General features: G+C 56.4%; 17 protein-coding genes and 3 pseudogenes. 2 read left to right on the forward strand and 18 right to left on the reverse strand.

What is annotated here, in order from left to right; translation table 11 throughout:
- Positions 1 to 315: 315 nt before the first annotated feature.
- From cysQ to NKI17_RS32075, 12 genes and pseudogenes are all read right to left on the reverse strand, one after another.
- On the reverse strand, positions 316 to 1,104 hold the full coding sequence (gene cysQ, locus NKI17_RS32020) for a 3'(2'),5'-bisphosphate nucleotidase CysQ (protein ID WP_352907420.1): 789 nt from the start codon (positions 1,102 to 1,104) through the stop codon (positions 316 to 318).
- Positions 1,105 to 1,114: 10 nt separating this feature from the next.
- The gene (cysN, locus tag NKI17_RS32025; RefSeq protein WP_352907388.1) at positions 1,115 to 3,052 is read right to left on the reverse strand and encodes a sulfate adenylyltransferase subunit CysN; all 1,938 of its coding nucleotides are present in this window, start codon (positions 3,050 to 3,052) and stop codon (positions 1,115 to 1,117) included.
- Between the two features lie 2 nt (positions 3,053 to 3,054).
- Positions 3,055 to 3,960 (reverse strand): sulfate adenylyltransferase subunit CysD, encoded by a 906-nt coding sequence (cysD, locus tag NKI17_RS32030; RefSeq protein WP_352451750.1) that lies wholly within the window; start codon positions 3,958 to 3,960, stop codon positions 3,055 to 3,057.
- Between the two features lie 687 nt (positions 3,961 to 4,647).
- A complete protein-coding gene (gene rfbB, locus NKI17_RS32035) occupies positions 4,648 to 5,718 on the reverse strand; it encodes a dTDP-glucose 4,6-dehydratase (protein ID WP_352907389.1) in 1,071 nt (356 codons plus the stop codon).
- A 601-nt stretch (positions 5,719 to 6,319) separates the two neighbouring features.
- Positions 6,320 to 7,663: an O-antigen ligase family protein gene (locus NKI17_RS32040; protein WP_352750522.1), complete on the reverse strand. Its 1,344-nt coding sequence runs from the start codon at positions 7,661 to 7,663 to the stop codon at positions 6,320 to 6,322.
- Positions 7,660 to 8,847, reverse strand: a complete 1,188-nt coding sequence (locus tag NKI17_RS32045; RefSeq protein WP_352907390.1) for a tetratricopeptide repeat protein — start codon at positions 8,845 to 8,847, stop codon at positions 7,660 to 7,662. Before NKI17_RS32045 ends, NKI17_RS32040 begins: the two co-directional genes overlap by 4 nt.
- Positions 8,807 to 11,191 (reverse strand): GumC family protein, encoded by a 2,385-nt coding sequence (locus tag NKI17_RS32050; protein ID WP_352750518.1) that lies wholly within the window; start codon positions 11,189 to 11,191, stop codon positions 8,807 to 8,809. The genes NKI17_RS32045 and NKI17_RS32050 overlap by 41 nt, the downstream gene beginning before the upstream one ends.
- 46 nt (positions 11,192 to 11,237) lie before the next feature.
- Entirely contained in the window at positions 11,238 to 12,020 is a 783-nt protein-coding gene (locus NKI17_RS32055; RefSeq protein WP_352750516.1) for a polysaccharide biosynthesis/export family protein, read from the reverse strand.
- Positions 12,020 to 12,829 carry a tyrosine-protein phosphatase gene (locus tag NKI17_RS32060; RefSeq protein ID WP_352907391.1) on the reverse strand — a complete coding sequence of 270 codons (810 nt, stop codon included), beginning with the start codon at positions 12,827 to 12,829 and terminating at the stop codon, positions 12,020 to 12,022. Before NKI17_RS32060 ends, NKI17_RS32055 begins: the two co-directional genes overlap by 1 nt.
- A 126-nt stretch (positions 12,830 to 12,955) precedes the next feature.
- Positions 12,956 to 13,138, reverse strand: a complete 183-nt coding sequence (locus tag NKI17_RS32065; protein ID WP_352750513.1) for a hypothetical protein — start codon at positions 13,136 to 13,138, stop codon at positions 12,956 to 12,958.
- Between the two features lie 220 nt (positions 13,139 to 13,358).
- Positions 13,359 to 13,847, reverse strand: a complete 489-nt coding sequence (locus tag NKI17_RS32070; RefSeq protein WP_352750530.1) for a hypothetical protein — start codon at positions 13,845 to 13,847, stop codon at positions 13,359 to 13,361.
- Positions 13,848 to 14,129: 282 nt separating this feature from the next.
- Positions 14,130 to 14,507, reverse strand: a pseudogene (locus NKI17_RS32075) (transposase); the annotation flags it as partial.
- Between the two features lie 6 nt (positions 14,508 to 14,513).
- On the opposite strand from NKI17_RS32075, the pseudogene NKI17_RS37175 reads away from it, so the two are divergent.
- Positions 14,514 to 15,147, forward strand: a pseudogene (locus tag NKI17_RS37175) (IS66 family transposase); the annotation flags it as partial.
- A 313-nt stretch (positions 15,148 to 15,460) separates the two neighbouring features.
- Positions 15,461 to 15,544: pseudogene (locus NKI17_RS32090) on the forward strand (transposase domain-containing protein); the annotation flags it as partial.
- An 81-nt stretch (positions 15,545 to 15,625) separates the two neighbouring features.
- On the opposite strand, the gene NKI17_RS32095 reads toward NKI17_RS32090, so the two are convergent.
- The 6 genes from NKI17_RS32095 to NKI17_RS32120 form a co-directional block, all read right to left on the reverse strand.
- Positions 15,626 to 16,087, reverse strand: coding sequence for a hypothetical protein (locus NKI17_RS32095; RefSeq protein WP_352907421.1), 462 nt, complete (start codon positions 16,085 to 16,087; stop codon positions 15,626 to 15,628).
- A gap of 77 nt (positions 16,088 to 16,164) precedes the next feature.
- Positions 16,165 to 17,430, reverse strand: a complete 1,266-nt coding sequence (locus NKI17_RS32100) for a hypothetical protein (RefSeq protein WP_352907393.1) — start codon at positions 17,428 to 17,430, stop codon at positions 16,165 to 16,167.
- A gap of 154 nt (positions 17,431 to 17,584) precedes the next feature.
- A complete protein-coding gene (locus tag NKI17_RS32105; protein WP_352907394.1) occupies positions 17,585 to 18,538 on the reverse strand; it encodes a UDP-glucuronic acid decarboxylase family protein in 954 nt (317 codons plus the stop codon).
- A gap of 36 nt (positions 18,539 to 18,574) precedes the next feature.
- Positions 18,575 to 19,417, reverse strand: a complete 843-nt coding sequence (locus NKI17_RS32110) for a glycosyltransferase family 2 protein (protein WP_352750335.1) — start codon at positions 19,415 to 19,417, stop codon at positions 18,575 to 18,577.
- Positions 19,414 to 19,962, reverse strand: coding sequence for an LbetaH domain-containing protein (locus NKI17_RS32115; protein WP_352750336.1), 549 nt, complete (start codon positions 19,960 to 19,962; stop codon positions 19,414 to 19,416). The genes NKI17_RS32110 and NKI17_RS32115 overlap by 4 nt, the downstream gene beginning before the upstream one ends.
- 6 nt (positions 19,963 to 19,968) lie before the next feature.
- Positions 19,969 to 21,132, reverse strand: coding sequence for a glycosyltransferase (locus tag NKI17_RS32120; protein WP_352907395.1), 1,164 nt, complete (start codon positions 21,130 to 21,132; stop codon positions 19,969 to 19,971).
- Positions 21,133 to 21,434: the final 302 nt, after the last annotated feature.

Here is a 21,434-nt window from a genome sequence, read left to right on the forward strand (position 1 = left end):
AGGATCGTCAACGGCCATCGGAACAGCCGGATCGACGACCTGCTGCCTTGGGCCTACATCCGCGCCCCCGAGCTAAAGGCCGTGGCCTGAGAACAGCGCTTACAGTGTATCGGTATACAGCAATTTGGATACACCGTGTGAAGGCCCCGCAGCATCGACCGGACACGAATCGAATCGGCCACGCCGACCCAACTGTCTGCTGGATGGGGATCGTACCGCTGTGTTTACAGATCTCGAGCAGTATCTGATGTCGCTTGCATAAGTCACTTGCAACACCCGCACTTTCGTACGGGTCTGGAACTGCGCAATCACCGTCTAGCCAAATCCAGCAGCCTTGCCGCTTGCGATAAAATGCGGGTTGGCGAAATCCTCGTCATCGCTCTGGTTACGCTTGCCGTAAGCGAGCGGCTCGCCATCCAGCGTGCGCGTCACGCCGCCGGCAGCGCGTAGCACCGCGTCACCCGCGGCCGTATCCCACTCCATGGTGCGGCCGAAGCGCGGATAGACGTCCGCCTCGGCGCCGGCGACAAGGCAGAATTTCAGCGACGAGCCGACCGAGACGATCTCGGCAGCGCCAAGCGCGCGGATATAAGCGTCGGTTTCCGGCGTGTTGTGGGAGCGGCTGGCAACGACGGTCAGCGGCACCATACCGGCCCTTGCCGAAATCGACCGGCGATCGACGATCTCGTAGTCGTCATTGATCTCGATCGTTTCCGCTTTGCCCGGCCGGCCGGAAAAGAAGCGGCCGGTGCAAGGCGCGAAGACGACGCCGATCTCAGGCACGCCATGGCGGACCAGCGCGATGTTGACAGTGAAATCGGTCCGCCGGTTGACGAACTCCTTGGTGCCGTCGAGCGGATCGATCAGGAAAAAGGCGTCGCCGAGATCCGGCACCATGATGCCGGCAGAGGCTTCCTCCTCTGCCACGCATGGAATCTCTGGAAATGCGGCGCGCAGCCCGGCAAGGATGATCTTTTCGCTCTCGCGATCCGCCTCCGTTACTGGCGAACTGTCCGACTTGCTGTCGACCGCACAGCCGGCACGAAAGACACGCATCACCTCGCGCCCTGCCGCCAAGGCAAGGTGCTCGAAGACGGCGAGCATCGCTTCGTCGTCAGATACCGCCGCCGCTGTCATATTGGTCTTCGGCAATGTCCCGCTCGTTCAGCCAGTGTTCCAGGGCGTCCACCATCTCCTCGGCCGATCTGCCGAGGGTCTTGAGATGGATTTCGGGCTTCTCCGGCATCTCATACGGAGAATCGACGCCGGTGAAATTCTTGATCTCGCCGTTCAATGCCCGCGCATAGAGCCCCTTCGGATCGCGCCTGGCGCATTCCTCGAAGGGTGTGTCGACAAACACTTCGACGAATTCGCCGTCGGCCATCAATTCGCGCGCCATGCGCCGCTCGGCGCTGAACGGCGAAATGAACGAGACGATGACGATCAGCCCTGCGTCGGCCATCAGGCGCGCCACTTCGGCGACGCGGCGAATGTTTTCGACACGATCGGCGTCGGTGAAGCCGAGATCGCGGTTGAGGCCGTGACGGACGTTGTCGCCATCCAGAATGTAGGTGTGGCGCCCGGTGGCGAAGAGCTTCTTTTCAAACAGATTGGCGATGGTCGACTTGCCCGAGCCCGAAAGCCCGGTGAACCAGAACACGGCCGGCCGCTGGTTCTTCATATCGGCACGGGCGCGCTTGCCGACGTCGAGCGACTGCCAGTGGATGTTTTCGGCGCGGCGCAGCGAATGCAGGATCATGCCGGCGCCGACCGTGGCGTTGGTGATGCGGTCGATCAGGATGAAGGCGCCGGTGGTGCGGTTTTCGGCAAACGGATCGAAGGCGATCGGCGACCGCGTCGAGATATTGCAGATGCCGACTTCGTTCATTTCAAGCGACTTGGCCGCCTCATGGGCAAAGTCGTTGACGTTGACGCGGTATTTCAGGTCGGTGACGGTGGCGCTGGTCTGGTCGGTCTCGGTGCGCAGGATGTAGGAGCGGCCAGGCAGCAGCGCATGTTCGTCGAACCAGACGATGTTGGCGGCGAACTGGTCGGCGACCTGCGGCCGCGCCGCCGGCGATACCAGCATATTGCCGCGCGAGACTTCCACCTCGTTGTCGAGGACAAGAGTGATGGCCTGGCCGGCAATAGCCTGCTGAAGATCGCCGCCATGCGAAACGATGCGCCTGACGTGCGAGGATTTGCCGGATTTGGCGACGACTACCTCGTCGCCCGGCGCAACCGAGCCGGAGGCGATGGTGCCGGCGAAACCGCGAAAATCGAGGTTGGGACGGTTCACATATTGGACCGGAAACCGGAACGGCAATTCGACCGCGGCCTCGTCGACCGAGACGGTTTCGAGATGTTCGATCAGCGTCGGGCCGGAATACCAGTCCGTCCTGTCGGAACGGCCGGTAACGTTGTCGCCGTAGCGGGCCGACATCGGAATGGGCACGATCGTCTGGAAGCCGAGCTCACGTGAGAACTGTGCGTAATCCGCGACGATCCGTTCAAAAACCGCCTCGTCGAAGCCGACAAGATCGATCTTGTTGACGGCGAGCACGATGTGGCGGATGCCAAGCAGCGAGGCAATGATCGAATGCCGCCTGGTCTGGCGCAGTACGCCCTGGCGGGCATCGATCAGCACGATGGCGAGATCGGCGGTCGATGCACCTGTCGCCATGTTGCGCGTGTATTGTTCGTGGCCGGGCGTGTCGGCGACGATGAATTTGCGCTTTGGCGTGGCGAAGAAGCGATAGGCGACATCGATGGTAATGCCTTGCTCGCGCTCGGCCTCGAGGCCGTCGACCAGCAGCGCGAAGTCGACGTCATCGCCGGTGGTGCCGTGCTTGCGCGAATCGCGCTCGAGCGTGGCCAGCTGGTCCTCGAAAATCTGCTTGGTGTCGGAAAGCAGGCGCCCGATCAGCGTCGACTTGCCGTCGTCGACCGAGCCGCAGGTCAGGAAGCGCAGCAGCGACTTTCGTTCCTGCGCCGCCAGATAGTCGCGGACGCCGTCGGTCGGGGCGAGGCTCTTGGCCATGATATGGCGCATGCTCAGAAATACCCCTCGCGCTTCTTCTTTTCCATCGAGCCGGCTTCATCACGGTCGATCAGGCGACCTTGCCGCTCGGAAGTGCGCGCCGTGAGCATTTCGCCGACTATCGCCTCCAGAGTGTCGGCTTCCGAGTCGATCGCGCCGGTCAGCGGATAGCAGCCGAGCGTGCGGAACCGCACCATCCGGTTCTCCACTGTTTCGCCGGGCCGCAGCTGCATGCGCTCATCATCCCTCAGGATAAGCATGCCATCGCGCTCGACGACCGGCCGCTCCTTGGCCAGATACAGCGGCACGATCGGGATGTCTTCCTGGAGAATGTACTGCCAGATGTCGAGCTCGGTCCAGTTCGACAACGGGAACACCCTGATCGATTCACCGGCAGCGATGCGGGTGTTGAAAATCTTCCACATCTCCGGCCGCTGGTTCTTCGGATCCCAGACATGCTGGGCGTTGCGGAACGAGAAGATGCGCTCCTTGGCGCGCGACTTCTCCTCGTCGCGACGGGCGCCGCCGAAGGCTGCGTCAAACCCGTATTTGTCGAGCGCCTGCCGCAGCGCCACCGTCTTCATCACATGCGTATGGGTGTTGGAGCCATGCTCGAACGGATTGATATTGTCACGCACGCCGTCTTCATTGACATGGACCAGGAGGTCGAAACCGAGCTTTTGCTGCATCTGGTCGCGAAAGGCGATCATCTCGCGGAATTTCCAGGTCGTGTCGACATGGAGAAAGGGAAAGGGCGGCTTGGCCGGATAGAATGCCTTCATGGCCAGGTGCATGAGCACGGACGAATCCTTGCCGACCGAATAGAGCATCACCGGCTTGGCGAAAGCCGCGGCCACCTCGCGAAAAATATGGATGGATTCGGCCTCAAGCCGCTGAAGGTGCGTAAGTGCGATGTTCATGGACTGCGAGCGTTCTTTCGTACCGATCCACGGAAGGGCCTGCATCGGAGGCGACCTTCAGCCGCCCGATTCAAACTGCACTTCCGGACAATCTATTCTCGTGCGGGCGTTCTAGCAGATCGTTCCGGTCCAGAACAATGCAAGACAGGCTTGCGGCCGAATGGTTCGGGAATGAATTTTCCATACAGCCGGCAAAATCGGGAAATTCCTGCCCAGCGAGCCGGGGCATGCTGAAGGGACGGGGAAATATTGCCTGGGCCGTTGGCACGCTCCAAGAGCCGGCACCGATTTTGGTGTATCGCCTTTGCCTCGGTCGAAACCGTCCCTGCCGCTAATCTTGGCAAAGGCAGAGGGGGCGTGTCGAAAAGCGATTTCGCTGCCCCAATCTTCCAAAACTCGCCCGCAATTGCGAATCTGATCTGCCGGTGGCCGCGATGAGGATTACACTTATTTGCGGGTCACTATCCGGCAGGGCAAGCTCGAGTTCACCTTCGGCCTGTTCAAGGATCAAGGCGGGTCAGGTAACGAAGGAACGACGAGATCGGGTGGCCGCGAGCGCCGGAGCAATCGTTCCGAATTCGCCAGACGGGATCACCGGCGACGGCAGTGACCTTCAATCGTGCATACAGCTGGCCAGGCTCGACCAAGCCTCTGACCACTTGGGCCGTCGCCTGACAACGACATGGCTCACGCAGCCCCCTTGCGCACTTCGCCACGTCGCTCGCCGGCGTAGCGGTCGTGACGGATCGGCCCCCACCACCATTCGTTCTGGAGATACCAATCGACCGTGCTGGCGAGACTAGCATCGAAGCTTTCGCGCGGCGCCCAGCCGAGATCGCGCCCGATCTTTGAGGCGTCGATCGCATAGCGACGGTCATGGCCCGGACGATCAGGGACGAAGGCAATCAGGTCACGATACCGCCGGCCGCCGGACCGTGGCCGTCTGCTGTCGAGAATGTCACAGATGGCCTCGACCACTGCGAGGTTGGTGCGCTCCGAGCCACCTCCGACATTGTAGCTCTCGCCCACTGAACCTCGCGTCGCGACCATGTCCAAGGCTCGTGCATGATCATCGACGAAAAGCCAGTCGCGCACATTGCTGCCCCTGCCGTAGATCGGCAGCGCTTTCTCGTCGACCGCATTCAAAATCACGAGCGGGATCAATTTTTCGGGAAACTGGAAAGGACCATAATTGTTCGAGCAGTTCGACAGCAAGACTGGCAGGCCGTAAGTTTTGTACCATGCGCGCACCAGGTGATCGGATGCAGCTTTTGAGGCCGAATAGGGCGAGGATGGTGCATAGGGTGTCTGTTCGGTGAAGACACTGCCGTCGAAGGGTAGATCGCCGAACACTTCATCGGTCGAAACCTGGAGGAAGCGAAACCGTCGTCTTTTCTCGCTGGGGAGTCCGCGCCAATATTCCAGCGCCGAATTCAGCGCTTGATAGGTTCCAACTATGTTGGTCTCGATGAAGGCAGCAGGTCCAACGATCGACCGGTCGACGTGGCTTTCGGCGGCCAGATGCATGACAATATCGATTTCATCGCGATTTAGTACATCCAGAATCGCCCTCGCGTCACAAACGTCGGCGTATTCGAATCTGTAATTATAGGCGTTTTCTATCGATCGAAGAGAAGCGAGATTTCCTGCGTAGGTAAGCTTGTCGAGATTGGTCACACGATTGGCCGGATTGCTGCACAATTGCCGGCAGACCGCCGAGCCGATAAAGCCGGCCCCCCCGGTTACGAGAAAGTTCATGCCACCCTCCTCATGCAATCGCCAGCCGCTCATGCGAACAGATCGATGAATACCGTCTACGCCTCGAGGTCATTCAAAACTAGACTCCGCCAGCCATCACGGGCCATCCACGCGGATCGCAGGATCCTCGAAACAGTTTGCTCGGCAATGCTTGGGCAAATAGGTATCGGCGACATCCATACAGCACCCTGGCTGCGTCCATACCAACCGGAAAGTCAAGCACCTCGCTTCGGACGACACGCGGCTGCATGTCCTGATGTCCTGAGCATGTGGTGGAACTTGCTGATAAGCTTGACCAGCGCCGCCGCGGACGCTGCGGGCTTGCCTCCAGCCGGTTCGGGACCGCCTCAAGGACATGGAAACTTCTATCATCAGGCATAGGCGCAGAAATAGAAATTCACACTGCAAGCTCCTCGGCTCCTTGCTTCAGTGTCACTATCTCTCGCTCATCACCTCAAGCCGCGCCCGATGGGTCGGCTTGTCGCTTACAAAAAGTCCCGAGCATCCCGAATCATCTGCACGATCTCCAGCACGCCTTCGAGACCGAGTGGTCTGATCCCAAGCAACGAGGAAACCGATGCCAGATCGCAGTCGAGCACCGCTAAACCGATGCGTCCGTAGCGGCTGACATCCTCGAAGCTTCTACAGGAACAAACAGCTTGTCACCATTGTGATCGATCTCGATCACCTCACTCTTGCGGCTCAAACGTTCCGCAAAACCTTTGTGGAAGATGATGGCGTTCATGTAAGCAAAGGTCATCGCCAACGCCTCCGTCCGCAGGGGATAATCAACCAGTGAATGAATGAGAAGAAAAGAGACCGACAGAAATGCTGCCTTCTGAAACGGATCGCGACGAACCTCAATCAACCTGTTCAGGAGCAAGCAAAAATAAGCGATCATCAACAGGACAGCAATAACGCCGCCCTCAAAGGCTACCTCAAGATAATCGTTATGTGCATGATTAACATACTTGTCGAAAATCATGCTCTTGCTTTCATAAATTTGGTAGGCCTTTTGAAAATTGCCGAATCCAACGCCAGTTGGCCAATTATCCTTTATCCCGTCGATTGTGGTGCGGGCAAATTCTCCTCGCCCAAATGCAGGATCGATCACTTCCGCATCGATCTTGGTCCAGGCGCCAATGGTGTAGACAGAAAGCCCTACGAAAATGAGGAGGACGCTAAGCCCACCCGACCTTGAATGGGCCGAAAGAAACACGACGGACAATACGGTGATCGCCAGTCCAATCAAAACGCCAGCGCGGGAACCGGCGGCCAGAAGAAGCAGCAAAAGCACGATCAAGCCGATGGATCCGGACAGAAGATGTCCACGGAAGAGACCGTAGTAGACAAGGAAGGGAATGGACACAAAAAGCAAAGCCGAAAAGTGATTCACATTGGCAAAAAGCCCGGCGTTAATCGTAAAAGGCAACAGCCCAACAATGGCGATACTGTCGGAGAGTGAGTATTGAATGGCCCCCGCCAAACCGTTGCAAAGTACCCCCATGAAGAAGAACGGGAGTAGCGCATTGACCTGCTCGACACGTAGCCGCAACACGGCCAAAAAAAATGCAGCTGCACCCACCAGATAAAGCAGACATTCGACCGTGCGTCCGACACCAACGCTGATAAAGCGAAATCGGTTTTCTCCGACCCAGGGACCTCCGAGCAGCAGTTCCGGCCGCAACCCGTTGAATATCGCAGCCGGAAGTGGAACGATTTGCAAAACGCCCAGCCCGACAGCTAGGATCAGCAGCCACAGACCAGAATGCACGGTTCTCTGGCCAGAAGTTTGGGAGAACACGGCCGCGGCGGACACAATTGCCGCAATCTGGATGAGAGTGTCGGAATAGAGGCCGCTCGCCGTACCACCGCCGATCATCAGGGCTAAAAACAAGACTGACCCGAGGAGATATTTATCCCATTCCGACGGCCGATCATTCAAGATGGAAGTCTCTCTATGCTCAATTTGTGCATTATTAACGTGCCCACATACCGAAATCGCCAGCTCTCGGCAATGGCGGCAGTCTGCAACCTCAGCAGCTGCAGCGGGCACGCAGCCGGTCCGACCGAGAAGTCCTGGCTCAGCTCTTGACGGTTATACGTGCCCTCCGGAATGCTTAATCGTCCTATTTCTCCCGCTGGATCAATACACCTCATCGACCAGAACAGTTCCTTCGGACTCTTCAAGTTTCGTGCAGAGGCTATTAGCGAAATCTTGTACGATCCTGGCGGCAGCGCAATGTATTGCTGGAGAGCCGTGTTCTTGACTGGCGTGTTCAAGAACCGGACAGTCGCGCCGCCCTCGCCCTCCACTGCATTTTGGGATGCTGCAAATGTAATTTCCAAGCCCGATTGATCAGAGACCTGCCAAGCGAAAGGCTTTCCGCGGGAGACCGGCTCGAACGTGCTGTTAAAAATGTATCCGCCCAACTTCCGCTCGTCGTCAGTGAGACTGAAAAGAAACAGCCGATATGCCGCGTCATATTTCTTCTGACGAATATAGCCGCTAATTACACGGTTGAGTTCGCTCGAGTTCGGCGGTCTGGGTGATACAGTCAAATCGAGCAGCAGCCGATTTGCGAAATCGAGCCCCTCGGGAGTGTTGCTAAGAGAGAAAAACAGGCTGGCCCTCCAGGGCGCCTCCGCCTTGATGGCAGTCAGCACGGCTTGATATCCGTCGGGGTTTGAGAGAATCGTCGGTATGCCTTTGACGACTGCCGAAAATTGCTCCGGCCATCGCCGTAGCAATATATCAATCTCACCAACGGCCTTTGACAAATCACCCGTTTCTACCGCGTGACTGATGGATCTCTGCAGCGCATGGATTTCTGTTTTGGACAGTTTAAGGGCTTGATTGAAGGCCTCATAGGCCTGGTCTTTTTCGCCCTGCCGGTATTTAATCTCGCCGATCAGACTATAGAGGCGCGCATCAGCGAGATCGAACGCGAGCGCGTCTTTGGCCCTGGTTAGCAATGCGTCAAGATCGGGAGCATCGCTCGTATCGTTGAGGTCGCTGGTGATTTCAGCTATCAGCGCATCAACGTTAAGCGGATCCAGCGCAAGAGAGACGGGTGGCGTCTCTGTCTCAAGAAATCGACTTAGCCCGATTGAGGAAGCCACCAACACTAGAACGGACGCGGCGAACCAAACGACTGAATGCCGAAGACTTTGAATAATCGGGCTGGGTTGCTCCATCATACACTTTGCCCTCAATCTTTGGAGTATTCGGGTCAGCGCCGTAGTTATAGTACTGGTAGTTCATATACTTGTAAGCGTAATTATAATCGAACTTGTTAACCGCAAACTTGGACATAGCCGCTCCGACTACATTCGCGCCGGCTGCTCGCAGGCGCTTCAACGCCGCCTTGGCCGACTTGCGTGTCACCTGATTTGTTGAAATCACCATTAATGTACCCTCTGCGAGCCTGCTGAGGATGGGAGCATCCGAGAGGCCGACGATCGGTGGGGCGTCGATGACAACAAGATCGAAGCGCTTGCCTAGATTGGTTACGATCAGAGCCATCTTCGGTGAAGAAAGCAGATCCGCGGGATTTGGCGGGATCGTTCCGGAAGTGAGAACAGTCACGTTGGGATACTTCGTCGCCCTGAAAATGCTGGTCAGATCCTCCTTGCGGACCGTGTTTGTCAGCAGATTGCTGAGCCCAATCGTGTTATCGAGGCCAAACAGGCGATGGAGGTTTGGCTTTCGAAGATCACCGTCGACAATGAGAACTTTAGCACCAAGCGCGGCAAAATCCTGTCCGAGCTTGAACGAGGTGGTCGACTTGCCTTCGGAGGGCTCCGCACTGGTGACAACCAGAGATCGTGGCGCACCTTCGGCACCGGAGAACTGCAACGATGTTCGAAGCGAACGGTAAGCCTCAGACAAGCCGGACTTCTGATCGGCGATGCTGGCCGTGAGTTCTCGGTCATCGACAAGCGGCAGGATGCCGAGCATCGCTAATCCTAGCTCCTTCTCGACCTGCTCAGGGTTCGTAAAGGTATTGTTCAGCAGCTCGATGACATAAATAACCGACGCGCTCAGAGCAAGGAAAAGAGCCAGCGCGAGCACGAGATTGACGCTGAGGCGTGGCGAATACGGGCGATCCGGCTGTGAGGCGAAATCGACAATTGCGGCGCTTTGCGTCTTAAGTTCGGAGCTGACACCAACCTCGTTGAGCTTGGCGATAAGGTTGTCATATTGCGATCGGTTCGAATCTACCTCTCGCTTGAGGATAGTGTATTTAATGTTTTTGTCGTTGAAAAGGGTCTGCTGTTTTTCCATTTCAGCAAGCTTAGTCTTGAGATCGGCCTCCTTGTTCTGTGCCTCTTGGTATTTCAATCGGAGTGAGTCTGTTATCGCCAAAACTCCGTTATTATAGAGGCGTTGTAATTCTTTGATTTGTGACTGAAGCTGCTGCATTTCGGGAAAGCCAGGCTTTAGAATGCCTAGCTTCTGCTGGTATTGGCTCGTCAAATCCGCCAGCTTTTCGCTAAGCTTCTGTAGACCTTCGCTTTCCAGAACGGGAGCGAGGCTCGAGCCGCGGCCCTTATCTATCTGGTCTACTACCCGCCCTGCATCAAGGCGGTCCTGAATCGCCGTTGCCAACGCAGTGTTCAGCGCCTCGATATTTGATCCTATCAGCGATTTGTCGTCGCCTGTTATAGTGATGCCCGCGTCCTTGGCATAGGCGACCAGTTCCTCCTCGGATTTCTGAAGCTTTTGCTTCACCTGCAGGACCTGCTCCTGGATGAATTGCCGCGCCAGGTCAGAGGTTTCGCTGGTTTGATCGAGGCGTTGATCGATAAAGCTTTGTGCAACTTGATTGGCAACATCGCTCGCATATTTAGGCTTCTGGTCGACAAATGTGATCGAGAGCAGGCTCGTATTGGGAACTAGGCTAACGGTGAGGTCATTTAGAATCCGCCCGATAGCAATTGCCTCCCGCTGTTCTGGAGTTTTCTCCTGAATTGAAGGCGATTTTGAAACTCCGAACGCGCGATAGAAGATGTTGCCGAGGGAAAAGCTCGGCGTGGGAAAGAGGAAATCCGGCTTTTCACTGAGCCCCAATTGGAACACAACGCGCTGCGCCAATGCGCGGCTTTTGAGCTTTTCACGAGCGGTCAGGAAAGCCCGCACGTCGGCATTTTCAGAAACCACTTCGATGTCCTGGAAGACCTTGGCCGAAGGAACCAGCACTTCCAATTGCGTTGTTGCCTGATATTTTGGCGTCTGCATCATCGTGACGATTACACCGGCAACAAGCCCGGCGGCCACCATCATGACGAACAGCCACCGATACTGGATGACGTAAAAGAGCAGCGTTAGCGGATTAAAGCCTTCTTCCTGCTCTGAGAAGTCGCGGCCATAGCGGCTATAGTTTTGCGCACCGTCATAATAGAGGTCGGCGGACAGGGCCTGGCCATGTCCTGGACCTGCAATTTGGTGCTGCCTGTTGCGATCGAGCATGGTGCGCGGTGATCCTAGATTCGGTTACATTCTGAACGGCAGCGCGCTATATCCCTGGAATCACGGCAATTCGGGCGGCACTGGAGGCAATGCCGAGCGCGTCCTTGAGATTGTTCACCGCTATTTTCGAGCTTGAGGCAAAGACGACAATCTTGTCACCACCGTAAATGCGTGGATTGCGAGCCTTGCCGGCACGAACTGCCTCCACATTGTAATTGGCGACCAGCGTATTTGCGCCAATGTTGCGGTAAATGAACACCTTCTTTGCGTCTCCTATCGGACTAAAATTTCCCGCGAGAGCAATTGCGTCCAGAAGAGAGGAATTGCTCGACACCGGATATATGCCGGCCTTGTTGACCTCGCCGTCAACGGTTATGCGTTGTCCAATCGATTCCTTGACGAAAATCGTCACGTCAGGTGACTGCAGGTATTTGGCGCCGTAGGTGGTCTCGATCTCCTGCTCCAATTGACGGACGGTCTTTCCGGCCGCGGTAACTGTGCCGATGAGCGGAAGCGAAATCTGGCCACCAGAGTCGACTTGAACCGTCCTGTTTAAGTTGTCGACCTGAAACACGCTTACCTCGAGCACATCGTTTGGAGACAGAGGCTGCTCGCTGCCGTTCTGTGTGTTTTGCGGCGCAGGCAGTTCCTTCACCACCCGTAATGCGCCGCCGCCTGAAAGTGGCGTTGACGATGATGTCAATTGCAGCGCATCAACGGACGAGGTTGGTGCCGTCGCCGAAGTGCTCGTGCATGCCGACGTCGCGAGTGAGGCGAGCAAAACGAATACCGTGCCCACATGGATTTTTGCAAAACGAAAACCGCCCATTACGCTGTCCCGCCTTTGAACAAGCGGCCAAAGCCTCCAAAACGGCCACTGTTAGCCACGCTTGGTTTTTTCGGACGTGCTTTTCCAACCGGCTCAAGTGGCCGGTTCGCCAATATTTCACCTGGACGTTTCAACACCATATTGCGGGCCTCGTCGTCCCCACATCGCTTGGCAGCAGCAGCAACCGCCTTAGAAAGCCCAGGACGGCGGCGTGTTGTGCTATGGGTGTCCGATGCGATGATATCCACCCTGCCCTCGTCAATCAGCTTTTCCGAATAATAAAGCGCCGTGCGTCCAAAAGCACCAACAATCGAGTCTGCAGTAAGCTGGATAAGGCAGCCGACCGCATTCAACCTCTCGATAACGTCGTAATTCGTTTTGATCCAGGTCAAACGCTCAGGATGAGTAAGAATCGGAATAAAACCGGCGTTTATGAGGCGTAGAGCAAGATCCTCCATTCGTGGAGGCAAGACATGATGCGGCGGTTCGAACAGAAAATAGCGGGACCTGTTTAAGGTCGGCACGCTGCCCGCCGCCAACTGGTCCGGAAGATCCGGCGCTATGTGAACATCGGCGCCGACGTAGAGAGCAAGTGGTATGGCGGCGCTACGCAGCGCCTGATGTAATTCTTGAACCGCTCGGACAATGTTCGATGTTCCGTTCTCGTAAACGCCCGGTGTCACGTGTGGCGTGCAAGCCATGTGGGTCGTTCCGTCGGCCACCGCCAGCCGAGCCATTTCCAGCGATTCGGCAAGACTGGGCGAGCCGTCGTCGAGGCCGGGCAGGATATGGGAATGTAGATCGATCATGGGCGTTTGTGACTGCAGCGAAGCAACTTGGCGACGTCATCCCCAAAAAGTATAAATGCGTCACCCGCAAAACAGCGAATGACGCATTTGTCAAGTTCATGCGATACGATGGATGCCAGGTCCCAGCTACTGGCGGACAGAGTTGTCGTCATCATACGGGCCGATGATCAGCGCCGCACCGGCGGCAAAAGCGGCGCTTGACGTTTCGAGCGCCAGACACATGCCGCCCTCCGCAGGATTGATCTTGACCGTCGCGTTCGTCGTATCCGAAACTTGCACCAACACGCAGCAGCAAAAGATCGCGATCAACAAATTTGCCTGGATAGACCGGCACTTCGCCCCTCATCCCGGCATGTTCGCCAGCCTCACACACCCGCATGACACCCGCATGTCGCCTTGGGTTAGGCGATCCGACCGATGCGACAGCGCGATACCAGCACACACGCCAAGCTCGCTCTGTCGCCAACGACAGACACAGCAGAAGGCCACACGCCTCTGCTGCCGTTGCCTTATTTATTACGCGATCAACTTAGTCGCTAACGGCGTGGCCGTGGTCCTTGTCCGCCGTTGCAGCCAGAACACCGGCCCCAAGAGCCATGCCGCCAAAAATGAAGAGCGGCGTGTTGTTGTTTGTGTTAGGATTGCCCGTCTGGGCGGTCTTCTCAGAACCCAGGACATTGAGGCAAATCTTATTCTCGACCCGCGAAATATCCAGCGTCGAATTCGCCGGGACGCTCAGATTACAGCCACCGACCTGAACCGAAGCCGAGCCCTTGGCGCCAACCACGACACGACTGCCGAAATCCAGCGCGCCGCCCGCTTGCGCCGGGCCGTAGCCAGCCACCTGCGAGACCATTACGTCGCCATTGACACGGCCGAGCGATCCAATCGGATTTACGCCGTTATAGGCGGTTGCACAGGTGCACGACCCGTCCTGCGCGAAAGACGACACCGGGGCGAAGCCGGCCAACACAACAACTCCGGCCAACGCACTTTTCAAAACTAGGTTCATCCGCATCAATCCTTCTGTCCCACGTTACCTGAGGCCCACCCAACCGATAAGGTACTCAAAAGCGCGTAACAGCTTTCTGCGCCAAATCCAACCCATTTCGCATATGCGAGATAATTTTTGGTTTCGGTGTGATTGATTGAGCACACCGTTAGAATAGCGTAGCGACCGTCTCAACAGCCCGCCGCAATGCACGTCGCAGACGTTAGTCGTTCAGACGCATTGCACAAAACTTTGGGGTAGACAATGTCCTGATATTGTCCATCCAGCCTCTTGCGTTCAAGTCAGGAGCTAGTGAATGGAAGCTACCACTTGGTGGCCACGTTGGACGGCAGCGATGATGTTCGGGCCGGCGGTCCACGTGAAAGATTTTGGTTCTGGTTGTGCTCGACGAGCAAGCGTTTGATTACCGCCTGAAGGTCGACGGTGGAGATGCCTCGCTTGAGACCACCTTAGACAATTTGGCGAAGAAGCCTTCGATCCCGTTGAGGCCCGAGCATGAGGACGGCATGAAGTAGAAGGTGAAGCGCTGGTTGCGCTCGAGCCTGGGCACGGACTTCGGGGCGCTTTGTGAGCGGCGTACCTGTCGAGGATGACGTGGACGAATTTGCGGGTCGGCCCTTCGGCGTCCATCGCATTGAGCAAGCGGATGAAGTCCTGATGGCGGTGAAGACCTTTAGCGGCATTCTGCAGGCCAACGCCTATGGCGGCTATAACCTGCTGTTCAAAGTGGGCCGCGATCCCGGTCCGCTGACCCAGGCGCTGTGCTGGGCGCATGCGCGCCGAAAGTTCTTCGTGCTTGCCGACATCGCTACCAATGCCAAGCGCGGCAAGGATGCCGCACCGATCTCGCCGATCGCGCTCGAGGCGGTCAAAGGAATGGACCTGGCCAGCAGGAAAGCCGGCCGATCGCAGAGGCGCTTGAGGAATGGATGCGGAGCGAGCGGGCAAGACTGTCCCGAAGCTCTCCGGTTGCTGAGCCAATCGATCATGTGCTGAAGCGCTGGGACGGCTTCACGTCCTTCCTCGGCGACGGCCGGGTTGCCTGACCAACAACGCCGCCGAACGCGCGCTGCGTGGTTTTGCTCTCGGCAGGAAAGCTTGGTTGTTTGCAGGCTCCGATCGCGGTGACGATCGGGCCCCCTTCATGGCGACGCTGATCGACACTGCCAAGCTCAACGACGTCGATCCGCAGGCTTGGCTGGCCGATGTCCTCGCGCGCGTCGCCGACACGTCGATCACACGGCTCGAGGACTCGCTTCCCTGGAATTGGAGCCCTTTGACGATCACAGCAGCTAAAGATGCCTGATCTGGCCCATTGGGCTCACATGCAAACCGGATCGTTGAGGCCGCGAGGTGGATATCGCAACTCCGCTCTTTACACTCTCAAATGCGTGGCCGAGATGCTCGAAGGGGACGAAGACTTTTTGCGCGATTGCTCGATCGAGATGTTCTCGGAAGACGGTTGCCGCACGAATTAAGCGAAACTGTTGTCCTCTTCACCCAAGCCGGCATCGACAACCTTCGGCAAATCATCAAGAGCACAGGGCTGCCGGTGATGCTCCGCCCAAACCTGCGGCAACTCGAGACCATAGCATCGCGGCCTTGGCCATATGGATACCGCCTGGCTCACCGCGACCCTCGAGCGCATCGCCAATGGCTGGCCAAACAGCGATATCGAGGCGCTCATGCCTTGGAACTACCAAAACGGCATCAGCTCCGCGCTTACCATGACTCGCACGCGGGCAGGCAGTCTCGATACGGACTCTCATGGCAAGCAGGAACCACTAGGAGCCTTGCGCGCAAGCTTTGTAGGTCGAGCCGGCCTGCGCGGGCTGTCCGCACAGGATCCCGGCTTCGACGAGGTCCGCAGCCAGGTCCCTACCCTCGGAGGTAAGGCACTGCACGACGACGGCGTCACGGAATTTCGGCCCGATATTGCCGTCGCATGGTGTCCCCGCGCCAACGGGCTTACATGTCAAGGCGAGCCCTTGATAATCCCGGCGCATCGCCTCAGTGACCAGACTGCGCATTGACTGGGATTTGGTAAATGCTACGCCGCACAGCACGATCTTACGGTTGGCGATGCGCAAATCGTCGATCGATTTGACAACAAGCTTGCCATCGAACGGTGTGAGGGCCGGGATTGGTTTCGGCGCCGGCGAGCGCAAATTCGTTCCCTTGTTGATGATGAGGATCAGAAAGCCGCCCGTAAACGCGAGCGCTATCAAGCCGAGTACCGTCGCCATCCTCGTCGACATGTCTCTACTCCCGTCGTGCCCGGCCCACATCTCCTGGCCGTGCGAATTCGACCGTCTGTAGCAGGTCAATAAGCCCGCACCCCCTGCCTATTCACGACAACCAAAGTCGTACGCTTACCTTTGAGGACGATTTGGGCACTGAGTGAGCCGCATTTAATGGGTTGCGTCGTTCGCTCGTTGTCGTTCTGCCAGGGGTTGATCGCCATGACAACACACTCGTTTTCATCTACTATCACCCTACGGATTAAGGATCCACGTGTGTTCCATACTGCATAGGCAGGTTGATCGATTATTAGCCGACCGTGAGCTATTTTCTCCGAGAGTGCAGAAATTCTCTTTAGTGACTGGGCGAAAAGCGCTAGCTGCTCATACGGCTGCCGGGTACCAACTTTCAGCTGAGGCTCCCAGCCCCACAGGACAACGCCCTTGGCCCCGCTGAAGTATGGCACGATTGCCATCGCCTCGACCAGGTAAGGGGGCAGTTCCGTGCCCTTGAGCCGTGGATTAGCGTCATGAAATCGCAACCATACGTAGGCATAAACCGGCTTGTCGCTCAGGGACCGAGTGCGTAGAAAGTTTTCTTCGACGTTGGCCGCCATGTACAAGACAGAATCTGGCCTGTTATGGAGCACATATATGCTGGCTATGTAAAAATCGACGTAGGGGTCAATATATTTCCAAAGCTGCCAATCCGATCTGTGAGTGCCGTCGATTTGAGCTGCATTCTTGCCGGATCTACCCGAGTAGTCTCGGCGAAACGGTTGTGCCCCGTACAATCCGACGCGGGCATCCGGATAACGCTCCTTCGTCCATTTCAGAGGCAGCCAGAACCATTCCGCCCATTGTCGGAAGTAAGCTTCGTTGAATGCGTCCTTTAGCGATATGCCCGACGCCTGTCGGGTCGCCTGGTTCCCCCAAGCACGTGTCGTATCTTCCTCGAAGGAGAACTCAATGTCGTGGACGTATATCCCCTTTGCCGGCGCCCGTTCGATGTTGCGCCGTATGATACGCTCGAAGAAAGCCGGCCTCTGCCACGGGTTGAGGTTCTTTACCCCTACCGCACGGGAGATATTCTCACGTTGCCCACCCGGAAAATCCGAATAGGTGTTCAAGATCGTTACGGGCTTGAAGCCCCTCGCGTAGGCGTTCTTCGAAGCCTCGCCCTTCGAACCGTCTCCGACGTTCCAGAATGCCTCTAGACCACCCGCCATGGAGAATGCAGGAATGCTGCTCCAATCGAAATCCTGAGCGGACTGCGCAACGCTGCTTCTGGTGCAGAAGGCAAAAGATCCAAAAGCTGCAACGATGGCCAAACAGACCAACGCGACCAAGTAGCGTCTATTCTCTGCTCTTTTCACGCACGCCACATCGGTAGGCCTAACTTGTACGAGGCCTTGTTCACTTTGCTCCCGAGCAGATGAGGTTTCGGACACAGCGCCGCACTGAGCCATGCAAGCCAGCCGCTTGCGCTCGTACCGTTTCGGCTCACATCGCCTCCTTAAAGTATTCAACGGTTCGGCGGAGTCCCTCTTTGAGATCTATCTTTGGCTCCCAACCAAGCACGTCCCTAGCCTTGGTTATGTCAGGCCGCCGCTGCCGCGGGTCGTCCTGGGGCAGATCCATCATGACAATCGGAACAGAAGATCCCGTCATTGCTAAAATTCTTTGGGCCAGCTCGCTGATGGTAAATTCCGTGGGATTTCCAATGTTGATGGGCCCGGTAACGGAGTAACTCGTCTCCATAAGCCGTATCAACCCTTCGACCAGATCATCTACATAGCAGAACGAACGAGTTTGACTCCCGTCCCCGTAGATCGTGATGGGGTTACCATTCAGAGCTTGAACTATAAAATTGGAAACCACTCTCCCATCGGCCAAGTGCATTCGCGGACCGTAAGTATTGAATATTCTTGCCACTTTTATCTCAAGATTCAACTGTCTATGATAGTCGAAAAAGAGCGTCTCAGCGCACCGCTTCCCTTCATCGTAACATGATCGCGGCCCGATGGGATTTACGTGCCCCCAGTATTCTTCTGTTTGGGGGTGAATTGCCGGGTCGCCGTAAACTTCGCTAGTTGACGCCTGGAGTATCTTGCAACGAAGCCGCTTGGCCAAGCCGAGCATATTGATTGCCCCATGCACCGACGTTTTCGTCGTCTGAACCGGATCATGTTGATAGTGAACGGGCGACGCTGGGCAGGCAAGATTGTAAATCTCATCGACCTCCACATAAAGCGGGAGTGTCACGTCATGCCTCAGAAATTCAAATCGCGGGCTGTTATGTAAATGATCGATATTCCTTTTCGTTCCGGTGAACAGATTGTCGACACACAGTACCTCATGCCCCGCGTCAATTAAGCGATCGATAAGGTGCGAACCAACAAACCCCGCGCCGCCAGTAACGAGGATCCGTTTGCGGCTTCCATATATTCTTGTCATTCTCCAGAGTCCCTTGCGTTATGCACAGTTTACCTATTACCTATTCTGTTCAATACTATCTTCAACCATTAGATTTCGTATCATAAAGAAATACCAAGCCTTATAAAATGAATAAGCAAATCCTGCGGATCCGTCCAAAAACCCAAGTCGCAAAAGATAGCTGTACAAAAAGTAAAACAACGGATACCACCAGCTTCCCATGTGTCTATATTTGAATTTTTGCCGATCTGTCAAATGCCCTGTATCTTTTGACCAGTCAATGTTGATGTATCGCTTCGCTTCCCATTTGGCGTAGTCCTGGTGCCTGTCAATGAACTTCTCTATTCCACGGAAATCCTGATGATCTATTTTCGATTTTATTTCACCGGCCTGGCCGTTCAGTATGGGATGCTCGTGGACTTCCATGTCAAGGTTGCTCCAACGATCTTCATCAATTCTCTCGTAATATGCAGAGCCAACCCGAAAGAGGGCAAGTTTTCTTTGCGGCACACCAAATCGAAGCGGAACGCCTAGGAAGTAGTTCGTATAATTTAGCCAGAATCCTTCAATTTCAGTACTCCCCAGAACGCTAACCATTTCCTTGCAAAACTCGTCTGAGACAAGCTCATCTGCATCCAGAAATAACACCCATGGTGTTTCAAACTCGTGATTGATAAGCATCCAGTTTCTTTTTTTTGGGTAATTTCCGTTCCACGAGAAATTCACGAGTTCAACGTCATACCCAGACACGATTTCTCTCGTTGAGTCGGTACTTCCCGAATCGACAACGATTATTTTTTCAAACTTATGAAGCTTTGATAAGCATCTTCCAATATTCAATTCTTCATTCTTCACAGGGATGATCACAGTAACAGGAATCACGATGTCACGGTCTTTCAACGACGGCCAACTTTCACTGCAGGGTTTCCGGCTACGATCGAGTTTTCATCCACATCCTTCACCACGACAGCTCTAGCGCCAGCTATAGCACCGGCCCCAATCATCACACCGGGACCGATGAAGGCATCCGCGCAAACCCAAGCCCCCGGCCCGATGACAATCGGGCGTTTTTCCAGGGGCATGACAGGGTCGCGATAGTCATGCGTACCCGCGCATAGGTGAGCTCCTTGCGAGATAGTGACTCGCGCGGCAATCGAGATGGGTCCGAGCGCGTACAGGATGGCCCGGTCGCCGATGGCCGACTGATCGCCGATCGTCAGGTTCCACGGAATGGCAATCCGCACAGTGGGATAGATATGCACCTCGCGGCCAATCCGGGCACCGAACAAGCGAAGGAGGGAACGCCGCCATCCCCAGAGCGGCCGCGGGCTCAAGGCGAACAGCGGATGCGATAGGTCCCAAAGGAGGCGGACCACCAGTTCAGTTCCCGACCACTTCCGGGCAGCGCGATTGCCGGCGACGTCGAGGTGGAATTCGTTTTTCACGTCGGCTTACCCCACTCGCACACAAGGAGGGATATCGCTACCTTCGACAAGCCAATGATAGACCTCGGCCATCTGTGGGGCGATGGTTGCCCAGGCGAAATCGCGCTCCATCCATGCGCGACCCCGCTCGCCCATGGCGTGTCGCTGTTCAGGCGAGATCGACATCGCTTGACGCAAAGCAACGGCAAACGGCTCGACACCGTGATCGACCCACCATCCGCACCCATGCGATTCAAGCCCTGACCAAGGTGCGCCCTTGGTCGAAATTACGGGCGTGCAAACTGCCAGGCTTTCCGCTACAGCCATGCCGAAATTCTCATGCAAGGTCGACAGGGCAAACAGTTCAGCTTCGGCGAGCAGCGCGATCTTCTCGTCGCCGAACACCGGTCCGGAGATTTCGGCGGAGTCGACCTTCAACTGCTGCGCCAATCTCTTCAGTTGATCTGCATAGCCGACCTCGCTGGGCCCGACGATCTTCAGCCGCCATTGCGGAAAGTCGGGCGCTACCAGCGCCCAAGCGCGAACAAGGCTGTCGAGCGCTTTTTTGGGATGGATTCGGCCGAGGGAAAGCACGAAAGGCGCCTCAACACTCGTCAGCCGATGCTGTGCGACCGGCAAGTCAATGCCGTTCGGTATGACCGCGACAGGCTGCCTTAAGCCAAAGGCCCGTATATCTTCATACTCGTGGTCCGAGGTGGCGTGAAAGCAGTTCACATATCGAACGGCAGTACTTTGCGCCAGAGCCCAGAAGATTCGCTTCTTGAGTTTGGAAAAACGCAAAGCATCCTTCCCCAACATACCACGGGGCGAAAGAACCAGTGGGCGCTGATGTTCTCTGGCGACCATGGCTGGATAGACATTCGGCATCATCCATAGGCCGTGAGTGTGAAAGATTTCTGCTCCCGAAGCCGCGAGAGTGCGCCGCATGCCGGCGGAGACGCCAAGCCTCCGCAACGTCTCAAGCTGCGTAAGATCGCGCTTGGAACGTATGTCGCGATAGCTCCCAACATTAACCGGGCGCGGCTCGCCAAGCGAGCTGAGGTCGACCGCATGCCCCAGCTCTGCAAGCGCTTGGCATAAGCGAGGCACTGAATATGAGGGGCCTGAAGCTTGGGCCTCAATCGAGGATACGGTGTGGGAAATGCGCATGGTTACACCGAACAGCCCCAAGCGCCAGTCCTCGTCCGGACGCAACGGTATTCATTATGACAGTTGCAATTGGGAGCGTTCATCTACGGCACATTGTCCCTTGTTTCCCAGGTGTGGAAATCGGTCGCTCTGGTTTGCCGAACGGCACACGATCGTATCCAGATACTGGGCACCAGCAGTCGCCCGGAACCAGCGCACCAAGTGCTAGGCTGTGAAGTACCGGCATTTCGCCATTGTGTCCTCAAGTAACGGGCCAAGGCATCAACGTCGCCAGTTGGAAACATCCGTCCAACCGCTGGCCCGCAGCCTCGTTCTGTAGCAGC

The organism is Mesorhizobium sp. M0816, from assembly GCF_040320005.1.
Taxonomy (GTDB): Bacteria; Pseudomonadota; Alphaproteobacteria; order Rhizobiales; family Rhizobiaceae; genus Mesorhizobium.

Coding starts and splice junctions, on each gene's coding strand:
- cysQ (WP_352907420.1), bottom strand. CDS start 1,104: ATGCTCGCCGTCTTCGAGCACCTTGCCTTGGCGGCAGGGCGCGAGGTG.
- NKI17_RS32070 (WP_352750530.1), bottom strand. CDS start 13,847: ATGCGGATGAACCTAGTTTTGAAAAGTGCGTTGGCCGGAGTTGTTGTG.
- NKI17_RS32055 (WP_352750516.1), bottom strand. CDS start 12,020: ATGGGCGGTTTTCGTTTTGCAAAAATCCATGTGGGCACGGTATTCGTT.
- cysD (WP_352451750.1), bottom strand. CDS start 3,960: ATGAACATCGCACTTACGCACCTTCAGCGGCTTGAGGCCGAATCCATC.
- NKI17_RS32105 (WP_352907394.1), bottom strand. CDS start 18,538: ATGACAAGAATATATGGAAGCCGCAAACGGATCCTCGTTACTGGCGGC.
- cysN (WP_352907388.1), bottom strand. CDS start 3,052: ATGCGCCATATCATGGCCAAGAGCCTCGCCCCGACCGACGGCGTCCGC.
- NKI17_RS32050 (WP_352750518.1), bottom strand. CDS start 11,191: ATGCTCGATCGCAACAGGCAGCACCAAATTGCAGGTCCAGGACATGGC.
- NKI17_RS32095 (WP_352907421.1), bottom strand. CDS start 16,087: ATGGCGACGGTACTCGGCTTGATAGCGCTCGCGTTTACGGGCGGCTTT.
- NKI17_RS32060 (WP_352907391.1), bottom strand. CDS start 12,829: ATGATCGATCTACATTCCCATATCCTGCCCGGCCTCGACGACGGCTCG.
- rfbB (WP_352907389.1), bottom strand. CDS start 5,718: ATGAACTTTCTCGTAACCGGGGGGGCCGGCTTTATCGGCTCGGCGGTC.